General features: G+C 32.0%; 15 protein-coding genes and 2 pseudogenes. 15 read left to right on the forward strand and 2 right to left on the reverse strand.

Features of this window, described 5'->3' with window-relative positions:
• Positions 1-18 precede the first annotated feature (18 nt).
• From CDLVIII_RS12300 to CDLVIII_RS12355, 12 genes and pseudogenes are all read left to right on the forward strand, one after another.
• On the forward strand, positions 19-2,718 hold the full coding sequence (locus tag CDLVIII_RS12300; protein WP_186005562.1) for a hypothetical protein: 2,700 nt from the start codon (positions 19-21) through the stop codon (positions 2,716-2,718).
• A gap of 95 nt (positions 2,719-2,813) precedes the next feature.
• Positions 2,814-4,004: a MobT family relaxase gene (gene mobT, locus CDLVIII_RS12305; protein WP_009169773.1), complete on the forward strand. Its 1,191-nt coding sequence runs from the start codon at positions 2,814-2,816 to the stop codon at positions 4,002-4,004.
• Positions 4,005-4,048: 44 nt separating this feature from the next.
• Entirely contained in the window at positions 4,049-4,270 is a 222-nt protein-coding gene (locus CDLVIII_RS12310; RefSeq protein ID WP_009169774.1) for a hypothetical protein, read from the forward strand.
• Positions 4,271-4,281: 11 nt separating this feature from the next.
• Positions 4,282-4,782, forward strand: a complete 501-nt coding sequence (locus CDLVIII_RS12315) for an antirestriction protein ArdA (protein ID WP_009169775.1) — start codon at positions 4,282-4,284, stop codon at positions 4,780-4,782.
• A 92-nt stretch (positions 4,783-4,874) separates the two neighbouring features.
• Positions 4,875-5,267 carry a conjugal transfer protein gene (locus tag CDLVIII_RS12320; protein WP_009169776.1) on the forward strand — a complete coding sequence of 131 codons (393 nt, stop codon included), beginning with the start codon at positions 4,875-4,877 and terminating at the stop codon, positions 5,265-5,267.
• A pseudogene (locus CDLVIII_RS12325) lies at positions 5,251-5,592 on the forward strand (ATP/GTP-binding protein); the annotation flags it as partial. The gene CDLVIII_RS12320 and the pseudogene CDLVIII_RS12325, both read left to right, overlap by 17 nt.
• Positions 5,593-5,674: 82 nt before the next feature.
• Positions 5,675-6,904 carry an IS91 family transposase gene (locus CDLVIII_RS12330; RefSeq protein ID WP_009168856.1) on the forward strand — a complete coding sequence of 410 codons (1,230 nt, stop codon included), beginning with the start codon at positions 5,675-5,677 and terminating at the stop codon, positions 6,902-6,904.
• 15 nt (positions 6,905-6,919) lie between these two features.
• Positions 6,920-7,114: a hypothetical protein gene (locus tag CDLVIII_RS12335; protein ID WP_009168857.1), complete on the forward strand. Its 195-nt coding sequence runs from the start codon at positions 6,920-6,922 to the stop codon at positions 7,112-7,114.
• A gap of 85 nt (positions 7,115-7,199) precedes the next feature.
• Positions 7,200-9,317, forward strand: a pseudogene (locus CDLVIII_RS12340) (ATP-binding protein); the annotation flags it as partial.
• A 60-nt stretch (positions 9,318-9,377) separates the two neighbouring features.
• Positions 9,378-11,636 (forward strand): YtxH domain-containing protein, encoded by a 2,259-nt coding sequence (locus CDLVIII_RS12345; protein WP_347462525.1) that lies wholly within the window; start codon positions 9,378-9,380, stop codon positions 11,634-11,636.
• A complete protein-coding gene (locus CDLVIII_RS12350; RefSeq protein WP_009169778.1) occupies positions 11,633-12,634 on the forward strand; it encodes a bifunctional lysozyme/C40 family peptidase in 1,002 nt (333 codons plus the stop codon). The genes CDLVIII_RS12345 and CDLVIII_RS12350 overlap by 4 nt, the downstream gene beginning before the upstream one ends.
• A gap of 19 nt (positions 12,635-12,653) precedes the next feature.
• Positions 12,654-13,556, forward strand: a complete 903-nt coding sequence (locus CDLVIII_RS12355) for a conjugal transfer protein (protein WP_035302250.1) — start codon at positions 12,654-12,656, stop codon at positions 13,554-13,556.
• 452 nt (positions 13,557-14,008) lie between these two features.
• Here the strand turns inward: CDLVIII_RS12355 and CDLVIII_RS12360 are convergent, their stop codons facing one another.
• Complete coding sequence (locus CDLVIII_RS12360) at positions 14,009-15,079, reverse strand: galactose ABC transporter substrate-binding protein (protein WP_009169780.1); 1,071 nt, start codon at positions 15,077-15,079, stop codon at positions 14,009-14,011.
• A gap of 438 nt (positions 15,080-15,517) precedes the next feature.
• On the opposite strand from CDLVIII_RS12360, the gene CDLVIII_RS12365 reads away from it, so the two are divergent.
• The 3 genes from CDLVIII_RS12365 (at position 15,518) to CDLVIII_RS12375 (ending at position 21,658) form a co-directional block, all read left to right on the forward strand.
• Positions 15,518-17,920 (forward strand): hypothetical protein, encoded by a 2,403-nt coding sequence (locus tag CDLVIII_RS12365; protein WP_009169782.1) that lies wholly within the window; start codon positions 15,518-15,520, stop codon positions 17,918-17,920.
• 1,024 nt (positions 17,921-18,944) lie between these two features.
• The gene (locus CDLVIII_RS12370; protein ID WP_009169784.1) at positions 18,945-20,117 is read left to right on the forward strand and encodes a mannitol-1-phosphate 5-dehydrogenase; all 1,173 of its coding nucleotides are present in this window, start codon (positions 18,945-18,947) and stop codon (positions 20,115-20,117) included.
• Between the two features lie 116 nt (positions 20,118-20,233).
• A complete protein-coding gene (locus CDLVIII_RS12375; protein WP_009169785.1) occupies positions 20,234-21,658 on the forward strand; it encodes a PTS mannitol transporter subunit IICB in 1,425 nt (474 codons plus the stop codon).
• 553 nt (positions 21,659-22,211) lie between these two features.
• Here CDLVIII_RS12375 and CDLVIII_RS12380 read toward each other — a convergent pair.
• Positions 22,212-22,997, reverse strand: a complete 786-nt coding sequence (locus tag CDLVIII_RS12380; protein WP_009169786.1) for a DeoR/GlpR family DNA-binding transcription regulator — start codon at positions 22,995-22,997, stop codon at positions 22,212-22,214.
• Positions 22,998-23,249: the final 252 nt, after the last annotated feature.

The following is a 23,249-nucleotide window of genomic DNA, read 5'->3' on the forward strand; positions in this document are numbered from 1 at the left end:
GGGAGGGATGAAATGATAATGAAAAGAAAATTTATATCTGGATTGTTAGTATTAAGTATTATATTTAGGGTTATACCTAATACTGCTATTACAGCCTTAGCAGCTACAAGCAGTGGAAGTGTTACAACCGCAGGTTATCTTGGAATACAAGGTTCATATAATCCAGGAGATACTTTTGAAGTTAAAGAGACCTATAATGGTCATAGTGATAGTCATCATACTAGCATTGTAATTACAATTAATGGGGCAGTAGTATTTGATCGAGGTGATAGTGGATCAGCAGAAAATGTTGATGCTATTTATACAGTGCCAAGAATAACTGGTTCAGGTTGCATTTACACATTTAACTATGATGATTATCCAGACTCATACCTAACAGATAGTAGATGGCAGGTACATCCATTCACTATTAATTATGCATCAGCTTATTTAAATATGAGTAGTGCAACTAATAGTACAAGTCAGCAAGATGTATTAAACAATATAATAATCCAAGGAGGATTAGGTGGAAGTGCTAGAATTACAGCATGGAATCCAAGTTTGGCTACAGAAATCAGTTCAGGCTCAATTAGTGGAACAGCAGTTATATCATATTCAGATGGCGGAACTGAAACTGTAAACTTTAATTTACCAATAGCTAAATTGGTTCAGAGTGTAAATAGTGCTGCAACTAAAATTCAAGCTTCATTAGGAAATTTTGTAGCTAATAATAATACAACAGCAGAGGATATTATAAATGCCGTAAAAACTAATATTACCAATAGTAGTATTACTATTGGTTTTGGAAGTAACTCAGATGCTTTTCAAATACAAAAAGCAACTTATGATATAGCAGGTTTAATAACAGGAAAGATTTATGTTAGTGACGGATCTTCAAGCACTAATGTTCCAGTAAATATTACAATTGCAAAATTACAACTTAATAGCGCTGATTTAACAGATGCTCAAAATGCAGTTGCCAAAGCTGAATCAAGTAAATTGCAAGCTGACGTAGATAGTGCGCAAATAGCAATTAATAAATTGCCTTTATGCAATACTAAAACTAGCTTACAAACTCGACTTGATGTAATTCAAGAATATATAGATCAGGTCTCAGAAGCAACCAAGGCTGTTGAAAAGGCAGAAGATTCAAAAGCACAATTGGATGTAGATGCGGCTAATGAACTTGTAAGCACATTACCAGATAGTCAAGATAAGACAAACTTAAAGGAAAGATTAGATGTGGTGCAAGCGATAATCAGTGCTAGAACAGCGGTTGAAAAAGCGGAAGCATCAAAAGTTCAATCTGATGTGGATATAGCTAAAACACTTGTAGATGCATTATCAGATAGTCAAAATAGGACAGATTTAGAAAGTAGATTAGATGTAATAAAAGCGATAATTAATGCTGTAACAGCGGTTGAAGAAGCAGAAGGATCAAAAGCTCAATCAGATGTGGACGCAGCTAAGAAACTTGTATATGCATTACCAGATGGTGAAGATAAGGCAGGATTAGAAGGTAGATTAGATGTAGTGCAAGAAATAATTAATGCTTTAACAGCAGTTGAAAAGGCAGAAAGCTCAAAGACTCAATCGGATGTAGATGTAGCTAAAGCACTTGTAGATCTATTGACGGATAGTCAAGAGAAGACAGATTTAAAAGATAGATTAGATTCAGTACAAGCAATAATCGATGCAGCGCAGGCAGTTGATAAAGCAGGGCAAACTAAAAGTCAAGATGATGCTGATAGTGCACAACAAGATATTAATAAATTGCCTGATGGTCAAGATAAAAGTAACTTACAAGATGAGCTAAATAAAATTGAAAATGAAATAAATCAAGAATTACAGGATACTCAAGCTAGTATAGAAGCTGCATTAGGAAACATTAAAGCAACTAATAATACTACAGAACAAAATATTATAGATGCAGTTAAAACTAATATTACTAATAGCAATATTTCAATGGCATTTGGAACAGGTGAAGGGCAAGCGTTTACTAAAAAGGATGCAGATTATTCTAATACTGGAGCAATAACAGGAACAATTATAGTTAGCAATGGAGCTAAGAGTGTAAATGTTGAAGTTAACTTAGTAATTGATAAGCTTGTTAAGCAATCTACTGGTGGCAGTAGTAGTGGGGGAACATCATCACATAGCTCAACAGATGATGAAGTTAATACACAGAATCAATCAAATACAACAACATCAGATACGAAAAATGAATCCAATGGTTTGAGAAATATAAATGGTATTTGGCATTACTATGATGCTAACGGAAAAATGATTACAGGTTGGATAGAAATTAATGCATTATGGTACTACTTTAAGAGTGATGGAAGTTTAGCAACTGGTTGGTTACTCTGGAACAACAATTGGTATTACTTGAATGAAAGCGGTGGCAAAACTTTAGGAGCAATGCAGACCGGTTGGATACAATGGAATGGAAAATATTATTATCTAAATCCAAATGAGAATGGATCACAAGGAGCTATGGAAATAGGATGGCTTAAATGGAATAACAATTGGTACTATTTAAACTCAGATGGATCAATGAAAATAGGTTGGTTAAATTATAATGGAGTCTGGTACTACTTAGGATCAAATGGAGTTATGGCTATTGGATGGTTTGAAGATGCAGATGGAACATGGTATTACTTACAGATATCAGGAGTTATGGCCCATGATATAACAATAGATGGTTACTATTTAGATTCAACAGGCGCATGGGTTCAATAAAATATCTCATTCTTGCAAAGAATGTTACAAAACAAGGCGTATGTCAACGAATTATTTAAAGTTGATATGCGCTTTTTCAATTGGAGGGATTTTGATTGGAGGAAAGCACGTGGATAAAAGAATTAAAAGAGAAAAGAGCTGATTATGGTATTTCACAAAACAAGCTTGCGATAGCTGTTGGTATTACAAGACAATATTTAAGTGATATTGAAACAGGTAAGGCTTTTCCATCCGTAGAAATTCAAACATCTATTATGGAAGCGCTCGAACGTTTTAATCCAGATGCACCACTAGAAATGCTATTTGACTATGTGAGGATTCGCTTTCCGACGCTTGATGTTAAGCATGTCGTAGAAGATATTTTGAGACTTAAACTATCCTATATGCTTCATGAGGATTACGGTTTTTACTCTTATTCAGAGCATTACTGTATAGGTGATATTTTTGTACTGGTATCTGGCGAAGAAGAAAAGGGAGTACTACTAGAACTAAAAGGGCGTGGCTGCCGTCAGTTTGAAAATTATCTGCTGGCACAAAAGCGGAGCTGGTATGAATTTTTTATGGATGCACTGGCAGAAGGAGGCGTAATGAAGCGGCTTGACCTCGCCATAAATGACAGGACGGGAATTTTAAATATTCCCAGTCTTACAGAAAAGTGTAGGAAGGAAGAATGTATTTCCGTGTTTCGCAGCTTTAAGAATTACCGCAGCGGTGAATTGGTTCGTAAGGATGAAAAAGAGTGTATGGGAAATACACTGTATATTGGTTCTTTGAAGAGCGAAGTTTATTTGTGCATTTATGAAAAGGATTATGAACAGTACAAGAAAAATGATATTCCAATAGAAGATGCAGAAGTAAAAAATCGTTTTGAAATACGACTTAAGAATGAAAGAGCTTATTATGCTATTCGTGATTTGATGTTTTATGATAATCCAGAACGTACTGCTTTTAAAATTATCAATCGCTATATTCGTTTTGTGGATAAAGAGGATGGAAAGTCTCGCAGTGAGTGGAAATTAAATGATGAATGGGCGTGGTTCATTGGAGAAAATAGAGAATCTATGAAGCTTACTACAAAGCCAGAGCCGTACTCATTTAGACGAACTTTGAATTGGATTTCTCGTCAAGTTGCTCCAACCTTAAAGATGGCTATGAAGCTTGATGAAATTAATGATACGCAGATTATAAATGAGATTATCACTAATGCAAAGCTTACAGAAAGACATGAGAAAATATTAAAACAGCAGGCAGCTGCGGTTGGGGAGATGATAACTGACCCTATATAAGCAGATTTATATAAAAGAATTTAAATAAGGGAAGGAGAAGTTTTATGAATTTCGGACAGAATCTATATAATTGGTTTTTATCAAACGCGCAATCTTTGGTACTTATGGCGATTGTGGTTATTGGAGTTTACTTAGGCTTTAAGCGAGAATTCTCAAAGCTTATAGGGTTCTTAGTTATTGCTTTAATTGCTGTTGGACTTGTATTTAATGCTTCAGGTGTTAAGGATATCTTATTAGAACTATTCAATAAAATTATAGGTGCTTAGGAGGTATCAGAATGGAGATGCGGGTTTACATTGCTAATTTAGGTAAATACAATGAAGGAGAACTTGTTGGAGAATGGTTTACTCCACCTATTGACATAGAAGATATGAAAGAAAAAATAGGTTTAAATGGTGAATATGAAGAATATGCTATACATGATTTTGAACTTCCTTTTGACATTGATGAATATACTCCAATTGAAGAAGTTAACCGTTTATGTGCTTTAGCTGAAGAATTAGAAGGAACGCCTATTGAACTTGAAATGAGAGAGATTCAAAATAACTTCTTTAGCAGCTTTGAAGAAATGGCAGAGCATGTTGATGACATTATCTATTACCCAGACTGTGATGATATGGAAGATGTAGCGCGTTATCTTATTGAGGAAACAGGAACTTTAGGAGAAATTCCAGCCAGTTTGCAAAACTATATCGACTACGAAGCCTACGGAAGAGATCTAGAGATAGAAGGAAATTTTCTTGTTACAGCTCATGGCATTTTTGAATATATAGGATAACAATTAAATAGTGGGTGATTAATAATAGATTTTACAGGGCAGCTCTTATTTATGGAGCTGCCTTTTTTATGCAAAAAAGAAAGGAGTATTATATGAAAAAAATACGAAGCTATACAAGTATATGGTCAGTAGAAAAAGTACTGTATTCCATAAATGATTTTAAGCTACCGTTTCCAATTACTTTTACTCAAATGACATGGTTTGTGCTGTCACTGTTTGCAGTTATGTTACTAGGAAATGTACCACCACTCTCTATGATAAATGGGGCTTTTTTAAAATATTTTGGAATTCCTGTAGCTATTACTTGGTTTATGTGTCAGAAGACCTTTGATGGAAAGAAACCTTATGGATTTTTAAAATCTGCTATCACCTATATTATCAGGCATAAAGTTACTTATGCGGGAAAACCAGTAAAGCTGCATAAGCAGAAAATAAATGAAGAAATCACTATAGTAAGGAGTGAAATTTATGGCATATCCGATTAAATATATTGAAAATAATTTAGTATTGAATCATGATGGAGAATGTTTTGCTTACTATGAGCTTATACCATATAATTATTCTTTTCTGTCAGCAGAGCAGAAATTTATTGTGCATGATAGCTTTCGTCAACTAATAGCACAAAATCGTGATGGTAAAATTCATGCCTTGCAGATTAGTACCGAATCTAGCATAAGAGCGACGCAGGAACGCTCAAAGCAGGAAGTAACAGGAAGGCTTAAAGAAGTTGCATATGAAAAAATAGACGAGCAAACAGAGGCTTTAATTTCTATGATTGGTGATAATCAGATTGATTATCGCTTTTTTATTGTATAGGAAAGTATAAAAATCGCGCTCGCTGAAAGCGCGGCGTAGACTTGCATTAGAAAAATATATGTGGTAAATTGATGAAATGATTAAGAGTAAATTAAGAAGAATATTAGAGGAAAATTGGAATGAATTTTATAAAAGATATAAAAACAGAATTAGACCTAGTGTTATTGCAGAAGTAAAAAAAGTTATGAAATGCAAGGATATAAGTAATGGTTATATTGAATTAAAATGTAAGGAATGTGGCGAAATAAAGAAAGTTGGGTTCACTTGTAAAAGTAGATTTTGTACATCATGTGGAAAGGTTTATGTTGATAATTGGGTTAATGGAATGCTGGGAAAATTAATAAATGTAAAGCATAGACATATGGTATTTACAATACCAGAGGAACTTAGAAATTACTTCGGAAGAGAAAGAGATAGGCTGAAGTTACTTCCGCAATGTGCAGCTAAAGCTGTTACGAGTTGGATGTATAAGCAAAATAAAAAAGAAGAATTTATACCTGGAATTATAGCAGTTATACATACTTTTGGACGAGATTTAAAGTGGAATCCCCACGTCCACATGATGGTTACAGAAGGTGGAAAGGGTAAGCTAACTACCTGGAGAAATTTTAAATATTTTTCGTATGAAGCATTAAGAAAGAGATGGCAAAAAATATTATTAGATGAAATAATAAAAAGAGAAGGAAATAAAGATAGTTTTAGACGATTAAAGAACAAAATATATAAAAATAATAAAGATGGATTTTATGTTCATGCTAAAAATGAAATAAAATCAGCAAAGATAGCTGCAAAATATATTGGAAGATATGTTGGACGACCTGCGATAGCAGAATCAAGAATAATTGCGTATGATGGTGAAAGTGTAACATTTAAATATAAAAGACATGAAGACAATAAAGAAATAATAGAGAAAGTGCCAGTCTTTGAGTTTATAAAAAAAGTTATAATACATATACCAGACAAGAATTTTAAAATGGTGAGATATTTTGGACTGTATTCGAGGAGATGTAAGGATAAAGATCAATTTATCAAGATGATAGATAAGAAAATAATACAAATTAAGAAATCAATAGAAAAGTGGGAATATCGAATTCTTGCGTCTTTTGGGGTAGATCCATGCAAATGTTCTAAATGTGGTGGTAAGATGAGATTTAATGATATAGTGTATCCACGATACGGCTCGATGCGAGAATATTTTAAAGATAAATTTATAAGTGAAGGGAAAGAAAAATTAGAAAACATCCTGGAAATATATGCAATTGCAAAAGGAGTACTATATGGTAAAATAAAGCCGACAACAACATAGTTGGAGGGATGTTAAGTGAAAGATATAATACCATATAAATGTTTAAATTGTGGAATAACAGAAAATATACCTAGGGAGGTTGTAGAATACTTTGATGAGATGGATCAAAGTAATATAGATGAACCGCCTTGTTTTTCATGCGAAAAATGTGGTGGAGTTATGAGACCTAAAGAATACAATGGGGTATATGGCAAAAGTTATAAACTATAAGAAGAAAACCATAGAGGAACAGCAATCTCTATGGTTTTTAATTTAACTATTAATAATTTCTCCGAAGGAGCGTGTCGCAGACACTTTTGTTCTTGGCTTTAAGCTTCTGTTAAATGATCAGGAAGTAACAATAAAGAATATTAGGCAGGAAGCAGCAAACGCACTTTCTGATTTCTTAAAGGATGTAAACCATAAATTTATGGGCGATTTCGTGTCAATGAGTAATAATGAAATTGGACGTTTTACAAAGATGGAGAAATTATTGGAGAATAAAATTTCTCGCCGTTTTAAAGTTCGACGCTTAGATAAAAATGATTTCGGTTATCTTATTGAACATTTATATGGTCAGACTGGAACAGCCTATGAAGATTATGAATATTACTTGCCTAGTAAGAAGTTTAAGCATGAGACTTTGGTAAAACGCTACGACTTATTGAAACCTACTCGTTGCTTGATTGAAGAAAATCAGCGTTACTTAAAAATTGAACATGAGGAATCAACGGTATATGTGGCTTACTTTACAATCAACTCTATTGTAGGAGAATTAGACTTTCCATCTTCTGAGATTTTTTATTATCAGCAACAACAATTCACTTTTCCTATTGATACAAGTATGAACGTCGAAATAGTAGCGAATAAGAAAGCTTTGTCTACCATTCGTAATAAAAAAAAGGAATTAAAAGATCTTGATAATCATGCTTTAGAAAGTGATACAGAAACAAGCTCAAATGTTATGGAAGCTTTGGACAGTGTAAATGAGTTAGAAACAAACTTAGACCAGAGTAAAGAATCTATGTATAAACTTAGTTATGTCATAAGGGTATCCGCGCCAGACCTAGATGAATTAAAGCGTAGATGTAATGAAGTAAAAGACTTTTACGACGATTTGAATGTTAAACTTGCAAGACCTTTTGGAGATATGATGGGCCTGAACAATGAATTCATTCCTGCAAGCAAAAGATATATGAATGATTATATACAATATGTTACTTCTGATTTTCTTGCTGGTTTAGGCTTTGGAGCAACTCAAATGCTCGGGGAAACAGAAGGGATTTATATAGGGTATAACCTTGATACAGGACGAAATGTATATTTAAAACCCGCCCTTGCAAGTCAAGGTGTTAAAGGTTCTGTTACTAATGCCCTGGCTGCTGCATTTGTCGGTTCTTTAGGTGGTGGAAAATCATTTTCTAATAATATGATTATATATTATTCTGTATTATTTGGAGCACAGGCTGTTATTGTAGATCCTAAATCTGAACGTGGAAGCTGGAAAGAAACGCTACCTGAAATTGCGAAGGAAATTAATATCGTAAATCTTACAAGCGAAGAAAGTAATAAAGGACTGCTTGACCCTTATGTGATTATGAAAAGACCAAAAGATTCTGAAAGTTTAGCGATTGATATATTAACCTTTCTTACAGGTATTTCTTCTCGTGATGGTGAGAAGTTTCCAGTATTAAGAAAAGCAATAAGAGCTGTGACAAAGAGTGAAAAAAGAGGATTATTACTTGTTATAGATGAATTGAGAGCTGAAAATACTGCAATAAGTAATAGTATTGCAGAGCATATAGAATCATTTATAGATTATGACTTTGCACATTTGCTATTTTCAGATGGTTCTATTTCTCAATCTATTAGCTTAGAAAAACAGCTAAATATTATACAAGTTGCTGATTTAGTGCTTCCAGATAAGGAAACCTCATTTGAAGAATATACCACAATGGAACTTCTTTCAGTGGCTATGTTAATTGTTATTAGTACTTTTGCTCTTGACTTCATACATTCTGATCGTAGCATTTTTAAAATTGTAGACCTTGACGAAGCATGGAGTTTCTTACAGGTAGCACAAGGAAAAACACTTTCAATGAAGCTTGTAAGAGCTGGTAGAGCTATGAATGCAGGAGTATATTTTGTAACTCAAAATACTACTGATCTATTGGATGAAAAGCTTAAAAATAATTTAGGATTAAAATTTGCCTTTCGTTCTACAGATATTAATGAGATAAAGAAAACTTTAGAATTTTTTGGAGTGGATAAGGAGGATGAAAATAACCAAAAACGCTTACGTGATCTGGAAAATGGACAGTGCCTATTCAGTGATTTATATGGTAGAGTTGGAGTAATACAATTCCATCCAATTTTTGAAGAATTGCTACATGCGTTTGATACACGTCCACCAGTAAAAAGAGAGGTGGGATAAGTGAAGAAGAAACAAACCAATAATCATAAATGCAAATGTGAAAAGATAGCTAAAATAGCAATTACTATACTTGTAGTATTAGTGATTGTTATTTTTATATTAGCAATAGTGGGGACAGTAGCACATGCGGCGGGACTTGTTGATGATACTATTAAAGCCGGTAATGAATACAGCAAGTATCCACTTGATAATTATCAGCTTGATTTTTACGTAGATAATAGTTGGGATTGGCTTCCTTGGAATTGGCTTGATGGCATTGGAAAACAAGTTATGTATGGCCTGTATGCAATTACAAATTTCATATGGACCATAAGCCTTTTTTTATCAAATGCCACAGGTTATCTTGTACAGGAAGCATATTCTCTAGATTTCATATCAGTAACAGCAGATTCCATTGGAAAGAATATGCAGACTATAGCAGGTATTAGCATAAATGGTTTTTCTACAGATGGTTTCTATGGAGGATTTTTATTGATTCTCATTTTGATACTTGGCATTTATGTTGCCTATATAGGGCTTATCAAAAGGGAAACTACAAAAGCTATTCATGCATCTGTTAATTTTGTGGTGGTGTTTATACTCTCAGCGGCATTTATTGCCTATGCGCCAGACTATATAGAAAAAATAAATGGCTTTTCTGCTGATATTAGTAATGCCAGTTTATCAATGGGTACGAAAATCGTTATGCCAAACTCTAAAAGTCAAGGTAAAGATAGTGTAGATCTTATTCGAGACAGTTTATTTTCTATACAGGTACAACAACCGTGGCTGTTACTACAATATGATAACTCTGATATAAAAGCTATTGGCGAAAATAGAGTAGAAAAGCTGCTTTCTACAAGTCCAGATGCTAACAACGGTAAAGATAGAGAGGAAATAGTAAAGTCTGAAATAGAGGACAGAAAAAATACAAATCTTACTATTACAAAAACCATTAACCGTTTAGGTATGGTATTCTTTCTCTTTATTTTTAATATTGGAATTTCTGCCTTTGTGTTTCTGCTTACTGGTATCATGATTTTTTCACAGGTACTGTTTATTATTTATGCAATGTTTTTACCTGTCAGCTTTCTTTTAAGCATGATACCTACCTTTGAAAGCATGACAAGGCGTGCTATCACAAAATTATTTAATACTATTATGTCAAGAGCTGGTATTACGCTGATAGTTACAACTGCCTTTAGTATCTCTACTATGCTTTACACATTGTCTACTGGCTATCCGTTCTTTTTGATAGCCTTTTTGCAGATAGTAACTTTTGCAGGTATCTATTTTAAATTAGGAGATTTAATGAGCATGTTTTCACTTCAAAGCGGTGAATCTCAAAGTATGGGAAGACAAATTTTAAGAAGACCTCGTATGTTAATGCTAGCTCATATGCATCGCTTACAGTATAAACTTAGGCGTTCGATTTCAGACAATGGAAAGAAATCAAATGCAGGTAAAAAATCCAGTAAAGATTATGGAACTTCTGCTTCAAGAACTAGACAAGCAGATCACACCAGACCAGACGGAAATACTCAAAAAACATCTTTTGGGAAACAAGTTGGACAAGCAGCGGGTACAGTAATGGATACAAAAGATCGTATTAAAGATACCGCAGGACAGTTTAAAGAACAGGCAGAAGATTTGCCAGTAAATGCGAAATATGCTTTGCATCATGGAAAATCGAAGATTGTAGATGGAATTTCTGACTTTAAAACCAGCGTTACAGATACAAGAAAAGCAAGACAGCAAGGAAGAAAAGATAAGCAGGATCAAAGAAGAATGACGATTGCGGAGCGCCGCTCAAAGATGGAACAAGAACATAAACGTAAAGCTAAAAATGCTACAGAACCGAGAAATGGAGCTTATTCCAATCATGAAAGACCTGCTACGGCTGATATACAGGGAAGAACGGATTGTCCTAGTAAAAATGACAAAATAGAGAATATACGAAGAGCTACAGGATCTACTAGTACTAATGATAGAAAATTTACTGACAGACCGAATAAAAGAATTGTTAAAGAATCTATTGAACAACCAAATGGCGGTAATGTAGATAAACAATCATCAAAAAAAGAACGTAAGCTTATAAAACCAGAGAAAGCTTCAATTAAAGCAGAACGCAAATGTGTATCTGATAGTCAGAATAAGCGAGCCTTTAGTATAAATAAACAGCCACAAAAAGTTGTTTATCCTGCATCAACAGAAAAAACACCTCAAAGGCAATTTATAAAAGAACACAAAATTACCGTTAAACGTGGAATAGGCAATCAGAAAAAAGTAAAAATCGCTAATGCTGCTACAGCCATTAAGAAGAGAGGTCAGAAGAAATGAAAGCGAAATATATCATTATTATGATCTCTAGTATTTTTGCACTGATATTTTCAATGCTTTTGCTTGTTGCTATCCTTTTCTCAGATGAAGAAAATGGTGGGAATTCAAACATTAAATATGGTGGAGTCAGTGTATCAGCGGAGGTATTGGCATATGAACCTATAGTTGAGAAATATGCCAAAGAGTTTGGAATTGAGGAATACATCAATTATTTACTTGCTATTATGCAAGTAGAATCAGGCGGTATAATTCAAGATGTTATGCAGTCAAGCGAATCTATGGGATTACCAGCTAATACATTAAATGCAGAGGAATCTATAAGGCAGGGTTGCAAGTATTTTGCTTCTCTGCTTAAAGTCGCTAAAAATAAAGATTGCGATATTAACACAGTTGTCCAATCTTATAATTACGGCAGTAGTTTCATTGATTACGTGGCAAGTCGAGGAAATAAATACACTTTTGAGCTTGCAGAGAGCTTTGCAAATGACAAGTCTAGAGACAACAAAGTAAATTATGATAATCCAATAGCTGTTAGAGAAAATGGTGGTTGGAAGTACAGCTATGGGAACATGTTTTATTTTATGCTTGTGTCAGAGTATTTGACCACAGAAAAATTTGATGATGCTACGGTACAGAATATTATGGATGAAGCCTTGAAATATGAAGGTTGGAAGTATGTATATGGTGGATATAATCCGACAACTTCTTTTGATTGCAGTGGACTTGTCCAATGGTGCTACGGAAAAGCTGGTATAAACTTACCTAGAACAGCACAGGAACAGTATGATGCTACGGAGCATATTCCGCTATCTGAAGCACAACCTGGAGATTTGGTCTTTTTTCATTCAACATATGAAGCCGGAACTTATATTACTCATATTGGAATATATCAAGGAAATAATAGTATGTTCCATGCCGGTGATCCTATAGGATATGCAGATTTAACAAGTTCATACTGGCAGGAACACTTAGTCGGTGCAGGAAGAATTCAAAAATAGAAAGAAGGATGAAAAGTATATGAATCTTATAAAGAGAGAAAAGAAAGTAAAGCAGCCTAAAACTAAAAAGCTGAGAGTATATAAAGTAAATACACATAAGAAAACTGTAATAGCATTGTGGTTACTTCTTATAGTTAGTTTTTGTTTTGCAGTTTATAAAAACTTTACTGCAATAAACATTAACACAGTCCATGAAACAAAAATTGTTGATAAAGAAATTGTTGATACTCATAAGATAGAAAATTTCGTGAAGAATTTTGCGAAGGATTACTATACATGGGAGCCATTACAGGCTTCTATTGAAAATAGAAATGAAGCAATTAAAAATTATCTCACAGAGGAATTGCAGACACTAAATGTTGATACTGTCAGAAGGGATATACCTGTTAGCTCAACAGTTCAAGATGTTCAAATTTGGTCTATTAAGCAGGAGGATGAAAAGCAGTTTCAAGTGACTTTTACTGTAGATCAGCTTATTACAGAGAGTGAAAATAAGAAAGTAGTTCGATCCGCCTATGAAGTGGTAGTATATGCAGATGATTCTGGAAGTATGGTTATCATAAAGAATCCGACTATTTGTAGCATACCTACAAAATCTGATTATGAGCCAAAGGCAAATGAAAATGACGGAACAGTGGACTCTACTACGACAGGAGAAATTAATGAATTTCTAAAGACATTTTTTAAACTTTACCCAACAGCAACAGAGAAGGAACTGTCCTACTATGTAAAGAATGAGGTATTAAAGCCAATAGGTAAAGACTATGTGTTTTCAGAATTGCTAAATCCTGTCTATAAAAAGAAAGGAAATCAAGTGCAGGTATCCGTATCAGTGAAATATCTTGACCAGCAGACAAAAGTAACTCAAATTTCACAGTTTGATTTGATATTGGAAAAGGATGAGAACTGGATGATTATTTAAATCCGAAAGGGTTTGCTTCATTCGAATAGAGTGATTAACAAGCCCTTTTTATGTTTTATAAATTAAAAGACTTATATTTTTTAATCTATTAAGATGATAATTTACTAAAATATCACCTATAAATTTGTTTTCATTAAATATTTGATTTATAAACTCACTTTCCCCTTTTTATTTAATAGTAAAAACCTATTGATATTAGTATCTACATCACTCAATTTCTAAAATAACATTATTGTAAGGATAAGATCGCATGCTACTATGGGATTTGAAATTATTGAATTACAGAATTTCATTAAAGAAATATAAAAGGTGATAGTTTTCTGTTCTTTAGAGAAAGTAAAATAGAGATTCACCCAATTAAAGCTTAGTTTAGATTAAGTATAATACTACTATTATTATACTCTGTTTAATTAAATTTCAATTAATTTTTAAATCTTTAAAAAAATATATTATTAGCTAATTTTTTGTTGAAACATTGGCCCTGTATATTCTTCATATGGAAGAAAAATTGCCACTCCTGTTTCATCTAATTTATATGGTACACCCTCAACAGGATTTCTATCATAAACTAAGTTCATTCCTACGGCATAAATTGTATTAGTCATATCAGCAGTATCTTGTGAAGCAGTACCTAACATAAAGCCTTTTGAAATTAGATCTTTAGCTTCAGATACTCCATCTAGCCCAACAACTACTATTGTTTTTTCCTTATCTCCTAAATTATAACCATATTTTTGAAGTGCTTGAATAGCACCAATCGCCATGGAATCATCATTTGAAATTATTGCTTCTATTTTGTTACCATATCTGAGAAACAATGCGCTAACGGTGTCTTCAGCTGATTTTGTGTCCCAATGTAAAATAGGTGATGCAAGCTCTTCTATTTTTATATTAGCTTTTTGAATAGTTGAGATGGAATATGCTGATCTATTGATAGCTGTTTGATTAAGTTTTTCACCAATTAGCAATATATATTGCAACACATTATCTTGGTTTTTATCAATTAATTGTTTATGATTTTTCCAGGCATCGGCAATCATTCTTCCTTGTATAGTACCGCCTTGTTTTGAATCTGTTCCTACATAAAAAGCTTTTTTATAAGATTTAATAGGGGCCATTGTAAATGGTTCTCTATTAAAGACTACTACTGGGACGTTATGCTGTGAAATTGTATTAATCATTCCTTCTATTTCAATTAGATTAACCATATCTAATAATATAAGATCAATGCCTTTCTTAAGTTCATTTTCAATATCTGAGTTTTGTGTTGATTGGTTGAAATTGGCATTGTAAAAAGTAAATACAACTTTTCCTAGATTATTCTTTTGAATATCTTCAAAATTTTTGCGAAGAAGTATAATATAATCATCATTAAGATCCCTTGTAAATAAGCCTATTCTAATGGGAAGCTCTTGGCGATAGCCTGTGCTAGCGCCTGCAACTATATAAAACTTATTTTCTAGCTCTATAATCAATATAATTGTAAGTAAAGTTAGATTTAAGATCCTTTTTAATATTTTCATTTAAATCCTCCCATTCATTTGGTTATTAATCTTATTATACGTTTTAAGATAAAGTTTATACTAAATCAATATAAACCTTATCAGTTACAGAAATAATATAATAAAATATGGGAAAATTTAATGTTTTTTGTTGAAACAAGTGTTCTAAAGATATACAATCATAACAGCAGTATGTTTATATTGTTATTGCATTTTAGAGGTCAAAAATGATTGATGTTAATACGCTATTAGATATTGCAATGAGTGAAATATCTGACGTTGAGATTAGTGAAATCTTCTCAGTATATGTTGGAGATTTTAAAATCTTATAATACCTTAAAATCAACACTTGTATTTTATACTGGTTTACTGGTAATGAAAATTAATTAAGACAAGTTATATAAAATGCATTATAGTCAGATTGGTAGTAATACGTGCATATGCAGCAAGGAGGATTATATGGATAATATATCAATTATTTTTATATATGCTATAGTCATATATTTACTATTTATTTTGATAGATAAAAAAATGACGCAGATAAGGTTTAGATTTAGAGAAAGAGACTTTGAACTAAAACATCCTAAAATAAGTAATCTTACAAATTTGCTTATTAGATATACAACTATAATTTTATTGTTCGTATTTACTGGGCTTCAAGAAAAAAAGCAGTTTATACGAATTCCTGATTGTGATTCAATAGTTTTAACTGTAGCTATTTATACTATGTATGGAATATTTGTTTCGTTTATACAATTCTTAATTAGCTATTCAGCAACGAATAATAGAGATATTTATTGGGGAAAAAGTAAAATAAAATTAATTCTGATGGACAGTTTTGAATATAGAGTATTCAATTCGACATTATTTAGAATGTTACTTCTATATTTATCTGTCTATTCAATTTTAGATTTCACGAAAGTGTCTTTACTAGGTAAATATTATGGTTATGCCGATTCACTCTTTTATGTTTCGATAACGATCATTATGATGGAGTTTATTATTTTATTTATAAAGGGTCTAATGATTAGTAATGTACTCTTTTATGTTCAAGAGGGTGAAGACAGGATAACCAGACAAATTGAAAGAAATATTCTTAATGAGTATGAGTTTATATTTAACAAAACGATTAAATCAGATTATTATGATTTTGTAAAAATATTATTTAAAGATTTATCAAATATAGAAAAATCACAGAGGAAAGAAATGCTCTATTCAGTATTATGCTATGTATATTCATGGTATCAATGGGAGAAGGAAAACCAAGATAAAAAAATTTTGGCTCCATTAAAGAATTTTTTCGAAAGTTCTGAGAACCAAAACTCATATTATAAATTGGCAAGCTTACGATCAATAAATTCAAATTTTTGGAGTCATTATGAGAAAAGTGAGCTTGAACTACCGCTTGATAAGCTATTAGAAATATATACAAGACAAGAAGATTTTATGTTTAATTTAATGCAAAAAGAATCTAATGGAGATAAAGAGAAATTTTCATCCATGTTTGAGACGGTTTATGGAAATGACAATACATTATTAGATAAAATTGAGTTCCTTGATTTTCCTGAGGAAGTTTGGAAAGCTGTTTCTTCTCAAAAAGATATCATTTCATTATGTGACTCAGTTCGTAAGCTTCTCATAATAAAGGAACTATATTATTCGTTTAAAAGTAGTGATTATTGCAGTGAACTGTTAAGAAAAAAAATAATTGAACGATATTGTAATTTTATAATAGAAGTTCTCGAAAAGGAAAAAGAAATAATCTTGCAAATGGATGATAGGAAAATCGAGTATATATTAGATATTAAAAACTGGAAGGAAGACAAGAAGAATTATGATCAAATACAAGGGGGAGATATATGTGGAGGTCATATAAATTTTAGAGAAGAATTAAAAAGATCACTCAAGGATAAACTACTGCATTACTTTACTGGATTGAAAAATAATGAACTTAACCAAAGTTTTATAAATAAATTAGGTGAGTTCATGGAAGTAAAATATATTATGTCTTTTATTATTTATCGTATTTTATATACAGGACCGGATAATTGGAAATGGAAGGCAGAAGTACGTTTTTTTAAACATCTGATTTCATCTAGATATTATGAAGATAATATACTTGAAAAACAGAACGTGGATTTTGTTGCTAAGGCCATAGCGGATTATAATATTAGTAATATTGGCCATAGAATTTCTTCTGATTTAATTAAATGGATTTTTCATAATATATGTTCACCAATAAATGAAAGTATAGTAAAGGAATGTTCTGAAAGAAGATATTTGAGTCTAGCAATTTTTATATCATTTAAATATATTTTTAAAGATGAATATTATGGCACATTAGAAAATACGAACTTCCTAAATGATGAAGCAAGAATTCAATTTATTAATGAAATCTCGAGGATAAAAGATGTAATGAAGGAAAAGTATTTTGTTGATGTATTATACTCTATCTTTGGTTATCAAAAAGATTATATAGCAATTGATAAGTTGATATTAAGTGGTAATTTTGAAACATTTATGGTTATATCAAATTTTATAAGTATGAAAAAGGTGATGGAATATATTAATACACATGAATGGATAGAAAGTGGGGGAGTATTAAAGTTCTTGCTTATTAAACTCAGTGAGTTTGATTGTCAAAAATTATTATTACTACTTGATTCTGAAGTACAACAAAACATTGCTCAGCAGTTCGAAAGAATGTTATCTCAATCACTTAAAACAGTAGATGAGTATGTCGATTACTTGTGCATTCAAGCATCTTATATTGGTAATGAAATTCCTGAACATAGAAAGGATAAAGCTGTCTATATACTAAGGGCACTAATTTCTGGACAAGTTAAAACTTTGTTGAATTAGTAATGTTATATTTTAATTTCTAAGAGCTAAATATTTTAGAAGTGTTTATCTCCATAAAAATTCTACCGAATGAAAAGAAACTTAAAATAGCAATGCTTGGTCGAATGAGTCGTTTGAGTGCTCCTTTGCATCTTTTCACACCGGAAGAATGAGTTGATATTGTTTTTATGGAAGGACGTGGGGATATCGATACATTAACAAGAATATATGTAGAGGCGAAATGGCGATTCAAGCAAAGTTTTCCAGATATTAAATGTTAAAATCGACACCTAAACTTCGTGTTGGAGAAAATTTGCATGCAAAGTATGTAGGAATTAGTGAGTAATAGTTTTTCATCGATGTCAATTATCAAAAGATTGGATAAACTAGCATATAAAGAAAAGGTTAAAAATTTTTAAAGTTTTCACTTTCAGAATTTAATTTTTTAGTGTTGAATAAAATAATGATTTTTAATGAATAAATACTTAATATTACGGACAACCTTCAATTATAAAATTGGAGGTTGTTTTTATTTATGAATAAATTTGCAAATAGAAGTGTATTTAGAAAATTAATTAGGCTTACTGATGGAAATACTAGAAGAAGCTTAAGAAAAGTGAATAATCAATATTTTTGCCACGACTCCTAATAAAGTCACAAAATAATTAAAAAACAAAAAAATAAATTAATAAAAAAACATTAATGGTATTGACTTGCAATGCTTAATTCTATATAATACACATATAAACAAAAAAAGCAACATATAAACACAAATACGGATGTGGAGCTGATGGAAGTTTTTAACATGAATATCCTTGTTTCACAAGAATATTCCCTGGCTCAGATCAGGTAACAATTTTGTTATAATGCTTATTTTTAGATTGTGGCTGTGATTTGGTTATGATCCATGAATTTAAACATTGTGTGTCATCCCAGAGTTGCTATAACACACGAAAGGTGGTGGTGTACGGGTTGTTATTTATAGCAATGAAATTTATTTAAAATTTATATCAATATTAATTTGTTAAAGAAGAGGTGGATAGTCATGAAAAAAGCAGTACATTTTGGAGCAGGTAACATTGGAAGAGGTTTTATTGGAGATCTTCTCCATCAATCAGGATATGAAGTTATTTTTGTAGATGTAAGTGAAGATTTAATTTCTAGCATTAATAATACGAATAGTTATGATCTATACCTTATTGATCATAACTATGAGAAAAGAGTGATTGACCACGTAAGCGCTATTTCATCAATTAAAAATGCAGAAGAAGTTATTCAAGCTATTGTTGAAGCGGATATTATTACTACTTCTGTATGGGCTAACAATTTATCTAAAATTGCTCCAGTTCTATGTAAAGGATTAAAGGAACGCTTAGTAGCTGGAAAAGAAAAAGTAAATGTATTGGCATGTGAAAACGCTATGTTTGCTACTGATATTCTTAAAGAAGCGATGAAAAATTGTGGAGTGGAAATTACCAGCAAAGAGTTGGAAACGATTGCTGCTTTTCCCAACACAGCTGTAGATCGTATTGTTTTAGGTTTTGAAAAGGATGGCAAATTAGGAGTTAATATAGCTGATTACTTTGAATTAGCAGTTGAAGAACCTAAGCTATGCAATCCAAAACAAAAGCCAATACAAGGAGCACGCTACACAGATAATTTACAGAAATATATAGAAAGAAAATTGTATGTGATTAATTGTGGGCATGCTTATGCAGGTTATCTTGGTTATACACATGGGTATGACAGCGTTCGTGATGTATTTATAAATGAGGAATTTGTTAAACAAATTCGTTGTGTCATGATGGAATCTGCAAACTTAATTAGTAAAAAATATGATTTCTCGGAAGATGAAATGGATGAGTATGTTGAATTTGGTATTAGAAGGTATCAGGCAGAAGGGGTAGATTATAGTGTATCAATGGTCACACGTTCTCCAATTAGAAAATTAGGAGCTACTGATAGATTGGTAGGACCATGTGTTCAATGTGAGGAAAGAGATTTAAAAAATGAATATCTGCTAAAGGGCATCGCTTTAGTATTCTTGCTTGATAATGAGGATGTTGAGGCTGTAGAAGTACAAAAGTGTATTAAAGAAAAAGGGATTACTTATGCGATTGAACACTTTACAGGCATTAAGCAAGATGACAGAATGCATACATTGATTCTACAACATTACTATGAACAAAAAGCGATTCAGGATAAATTAAGATATTAATTAGGAAGTATTTCATAATATATTGGTTAACTATTTAGTAAGGCAATAATACATTATTTTTGATTAAACACATATTTAAAAACAAAATAAAAAAGTATATTTAGGAGGATGAAATTATGAGTCAAAACACTTCTATAAAAATGAGAATTCAGAAGTATGGAACATTTCTTAGCGGTATGGTAATGCCTAATATTGGAGCATTTATCGCATGGGGGTTTTTAACAGCATTATTTATTCCTACAGGATGGATTCCAAATGAATTTTTCGCCCGTTTAGTTTCACCGACTCTTCAATATTTAATGCCAGTTCTAATTGGTTATACTGGTGGAACTATGATTCACGGACGTCGTGGTGGAGTAGCTGGTGCAATTGCAACTATGGGTGTAGTTGTTGGTGCTGAGGTACCTATGCTAGCTGGGGGTATGTTAATGGGACCGCTAGGAGCTTTCGTTATGAAAAAGGTGGATAAGCTATTTGAAGGAAAAGTTAAACCAGGTATGGAAATGCTAGTTGATAACTTTTCTATGGGATTCGTAGGCTTGTTCTTAATGCTTCTTGGATTAATAACAGTCCAACCAGTATTAAATGCAATAATGAATGTTTTATCGACTGGTGTTCAATACCTAGTAAATGCTAATATATTACCATTTACATCAATTTTTGTACAAGTAGCGGATGTTCTATTCTTAAACAATGTAATTAATCATGGTATTATGGTACCATTAGGTGTTCAACAAGCAGCAGCTACAGGAAAATCAATTCTGTTCCTTGTAGAAGCAAATGGTAGTGTTTGGGTTGGAGTTGCGTTGGCTTTCGCAATATTTGGAAAAGGTATTGCTAAAAAGTCAGCACCAGCAGCAACAATTATAATGTTTTTTGGTGGGATTGCAGAAGTAGTATTCCCTTATATATTATCTAAACCTAAGACAATTTTAGGACCTATAGCAGGAAATATTGCAGCACTTTTCACACTTAGTATTTTACATGGTGGTACAGTTGCAGCTGTTTCTCCAGGAAGTTTTATAGCATTATTAGCTATGACTCCAAAGGGAACATTCTTTGCTAATATAGCAGGATATGCGGTAGGGTTAGTTGTAACTTGTGCAGTAACAGGATTACTTCTAATTGGAGATAAATCTGTAGATGAAGAAGAAAGCGAAGAAGAAAGTCCTGCAATTTCAATTCCTGGAATGCCAACTGCTACAACTTCTGTAACTTCTGCTTCTGCAACAGTTGTAAGATCAGCTGGAAAAATTAAAAATATTCTCTTCGCCTGTGATGCAGGAATGGGTTCAAGCGTAATGGGCGTTTCTCTAATGAAAAATAAATTGAATAAGGCTATGTTGGAGATAAATGTAGAGCATTCCTCAGTGAAAGATATTCCAGAAAGTGCAGATATTATTATCACAAGTAAAGCATTAGAAGAAAGAGTACACGATACAATTAAGAAATATAATAAAAGTATACCAGTATTTGGAGTGTCAAATTTACTAGAAAACTCTGAATATGATAAAATTATAAATTATATAAAGAATTCTTAATACTATAAAGAATTTCTTATGCTGCCGTAATTAAGAGGTAGGCTATATGGAAGATGTCTGTGATAGTAGACCATTCCCATAATAAAAAAGGTCATGATAGAAAACGTTTATGTATAATATTTAAAACTCCAATCAATAGCATTTTAATTGGTTGGAGTTATTATTAATTGTTTTATAAATAATATTGCAGATATATACTTTATTTTTGGGAAGAATTCTTAATTTTATAATTATTCACAGTAGTAAAATTCTTTAATGCATATCTTTCTAAACTAATGCATTAAAGAACTTTCATGTTTCAATCAATAAGTTTAATTAATTTTTATATATGCCTCTATTATTTGCAAATTTACTCATAAGTAAAAAAAACTCCAATCTAAAAAATAAAAGGCTAATTATGACATTAAATGCTTGTTCATTTAAAATCATTGCTTTATTCAATATTAAAATTTGATGAGATTTTTTACTTGAATATATTTTAATAGATATAGCTGTGATTAAAATCATGCATAAAAAATGATCAACACTTGTCTTTGTGTGGATCATTTTTTTGTCATTGATATTTTTGCAGTGTGATAACAGTCGTCATGTCATCGAGTTTTTGTTTTGTCTTTAGAGGTAAATCAGAGTCTGTAATAAAATAATCAATGTCCCGCCACTCTGCATACTGGAGTAGAGCAGAATAAGATGCTTTCCGACTTTCTGAAATAACGATATTAGTTCTTGAATTGCGAACAATGGTTTGCTTTGCCTGCACATCTGAAAAGTCAGTGCCTGACGGACCATTATGCTGCTCGAATCCATTAGTACCTAAAAAGGCTGTATCAACTCTAATCTTGCTAATAAAATCAATTGTTTGTAGTCCATCGATAGCCATAGTGGTTGGATTTAATTGACCACCAGTAATTAAAGTTCGGTTATTGCTTTTTACTAAGGTATTTGCAGCATTTAACGATGCGGTAACAATTGTATAGCCAGACATTTGACTTAAAAGTTCAGCGAGGCAATGAATTGTACTACCCGTATCTAAATAAATGACAGCATTAGGTGGAATATATTCTAATGCTTTTTTGCATAACTGCATTTTTAGATCCATATTTTTATCTATCCGATTTTCTAGCGAGACTGTATCTAATTCTAATTCATAATCGTTAGGAGCTAGGGCACCACCGTGACTTTTTTTTACAAGACCTTTTTCAGATAAATAGGTTAAATCTCGACGAATTGTTTCCTTAGATACTTGAAAAGATTTAGCAAGATCTTGAACCTTCATGCTACCATTGCTATTTAGCAACTCTACAATTTTCTGCTGTCGGTCCACAGCAAGTAGTTTTTCCATACTCTGAACCTCTTTCCTATAAATATTTATAATTATTATAACACGATTATCCATTAAAAACAACAAATACATATTGAATATTGGGGAAAATAACAAAAAAACACATTGTTAAAGTGAAAGAATTGCATAAGTTTGCATATGAGTTTCTAAATATTTATGAGAGTTTATATGCTTAAATGTGGTTATCATGTGTATAAATAATAATTTACATGTTGATATAGTTGCTAAAATGACAAAATGGCATTGACAAAA

The organism is Clostridium sp. DL-VIII (assembly GCF_000230835.1).
In the GTDB taxonomy this organism is placed as follows: Bacteria; Bacillota; Clostridia; order Clostridiales; family Clostridiaceae; genus Clostridium.

Coding starts and splice junctions, on each gene's coding strand:
- CDLVIII_RS12300 (WP_186005562.1), top strand. CDS start 19: ATGAAAAGAAAATTTATATCTGGATTGTTAGTATTAAGTATTATATTT.
- CDLVIII_RS12310 (WP_009169774.1), top strand. CDS start 4,049: ATGAATTTCGGACAGAATCTATATAATTGGTTTTTATCAAACGCGCAA.
- CDLVIII_RS12315 (WP_009169775.1), top strand. CDS start 4,282: ATGGAGATGCGGGTTTACATTGCTAATTTAGGTAAATACAATGAAGGA.
- CDLVIII_RS12320 (WP_009169776.1), top strand. CDS start 4,875: ATGAAAAAAATACGAAGCTATACAAGTATATGGTCAGTAGAAAAAGTA.
- CDLVIII_RS12330 (WP_009168856.1), top strand. CDS start 5,675: ATGATTAAGAGTAAATTAAGAAGAATATTAGAGGAAAATTGGAATGAA.
- CDLVIII_RS12350 (WP_009169778.1), top strand. CDS start 11,633: ATGAAAGCGAAATATATCATTATTATGATCTCTAGTATTTTTGCACTG.
- CDLVIII_RS12355 (WP_035302250.1), top strand. CDS start 12,654: ATGAATCTTATAAAGAGAGAAAAGAAAGTAAAGCAGCCTAAAACTAAA.
- CDLVIII_RS12360 (WP_009169780.1), bottom strand. CDS start 15,079: ATGAAAATATTAAAAAGGATCTTAAATCTAACTTTACTTACAATTATA.
- CDLVIII_RS12365 (WP_009169782.1), top strand. CDS start 15,518: ATGGATAATATATCAATTATTTTTATATATGCTATAGTCATATATTTA.
- CDLVIII_RS12370 (WP_009169784.1), top strand. CDS start 18,945: ATGAAAAAAGCAGTACATTTTGGAGCAGGTAACATTGGAAGAGGTTTT.
- CDLVIII_RS12375 (WP_009169785.1), top strand. CDS start 20,234: ATGAGTCAAAACACTTCTATAAAAATGAGAATTCAGAAGTATGGAACA.
- CDLVIII_RS12380 (WP_009169786.1), bottom strand. CDS start 22,997: ATGGAAAAACTACTTGCTGTGGACCGACAGCAGAAAATTGTAGAGTTG.